The organism is Pseudomonas sp., assembly GCF_037994325.1.
In the GTDB taxonomy this organism is placed as follows: Bacteria; Pseudomonadota; Gammaproteobacteria; order Pseudomonadales; family Pseudomonadaceae; genus Aquipseudomonas.
On sequence record NZ_JBBNAH010000753.1, the window covers coordinates 1 to 1,331 of the forward strand.

At 58.0% G+C, this 1,331-nt stretch carries 2 protein-coding genes; both read left to right on the forward strand.

Translation table 11 applies throughout. The features are described from left to right. Nucleotides 1-482: LysR substrate-binding domain-containing protein (locus tag AAAB16_RS25330; RefSeq protein WP_340665843.1), on the forward strand; the 482-nt coding region annotated here is incomplete at its 5' end. An 80-nt stretch (nucleotides 483-562) separates the two neighbouring features. Then, on the forward strand, nucleotides 563-1,210 hold the full coding sequence (locus tag AAAB16_RS25335; protein ID WP_340665844.1) for an HAD family hydrolase: 648 nt from the start codon (nucleotides 563-565) through the stop codon (nucleotides 1,208-1,210). Nucleotides 1,211-1,331 lie beyond the last annotated feature (121 nt).

Sequence of the window (1,331 nt, forward strand, 5' to 3'; positions counted from 1 at the left end):
GTGTACTGCGGGTCGGCGAGCTGCCCGACGCCACCTTGGTGGCGCGCCGCTTGGGTGCGCTACGGCAGGCCAATTACGCCAGCCCGGCTTACCTTGAACGGTACGGCACGCCGAAAACCTTGGCTGACCTGGCCAATCACCGCTTGGTGCATTACGTGTCCACCCTTGGCTCGCGCTCGGGCGGTTTCGAATACCAGCAAGACGGCCAAACCCAGCGCATCCCCATGGCCGGCACCATGACGGTGAATAACACCGACTGCTACAACATCGCCTGCCTGAGTGGCTTTGGCATTATCCAGGCGCCAGTGGCCGGCAAGCGTGAATGCCTGGCCCGCGGTGAGCTGGTGGAGATACTGCCGGAGTTTGTTGCCGCACCGATGAACGTCACGTTGCTGTACGCGCACCGGCGCAACTTGCCGCAGCGGGTGCGGGTGTTTATGGAGTGGTTGGCGGTGGCGTTAGAGCCGCAGTTGAAGGCTTAACGCTCCCCCTATACCGTCGACGGGTCGAGTAGTGGCGTGAGGTATTATGGCGCCCCCTGACTCTTGGGCTGCGCCTTGTCATGCACCAGCAAACCATCCTCTTCGACCTCGACGGCACCCTCACTGACCCCCGTGAAGGCATTACCCGTTCCATTCAATTTGCCCTGGCTAAGCTCGGTATCGATGAACCGGACCTGACCAAGCTCGAGCACTTTATCGGTCCACCGTTGTTGCAGGCGTTTATCCAGTTTTATGGCTTTGACGAGGCCAAGGCCTGGCAGGCGGTGAATTTTTACCGCGAGCGTTTTAAGGTCACCGGGCTGTACGAAAATTTGGTATTCGACGGCGTCAGCGAATTGCTAAGCAGCCTGAACAACCAAGGCCGCACGCTGTATATCGCCACCTCCAAGCCCCATGTGTTCGCCAAGGAAATCGCCCGCCACTTCGACTTCGCCAAGCACTTCAAAGTGATCTACGGCAGTGAGCTCGATGGCACGCGCACAAACAAAGTGGAACTGATTGCCCACCTGCTGGAACAGGAGCAACTGGACCCCAGCCAAACCCTGATGGTCGGCGACCGTAAGCACGACCTGATCGGCGCGCGCAGCAATGGTTTGGAGAGTGTGGCAGTGGGTTATGGCTTTGGTAGCGAGGAAGAAATTCTTGCGCAAAACCCGACGTATCACTTTGCGACATTGGCCGAATTACACGCCGCATTTCAGCGTTAGACACACCCGCACAAACGGCCCCAAATGGGGCCGTTTTTTTAACCTTAAAACTGATATTTAGTGGTTAGTAACACGTTGCGCGGCTCGCCGTAGTAACCGCCGTAGAACGTGTCATCCAGGG

Excerpts from the sequence above, each read along its gene's own strand:
- AAAB16_RS25335 (WP_340665844.1), top strand. The coding sequence starts at position 563 with ATGCACCAGCAAACCATCCTCTTCGACCTCGACGGCACCCTCACTGAC.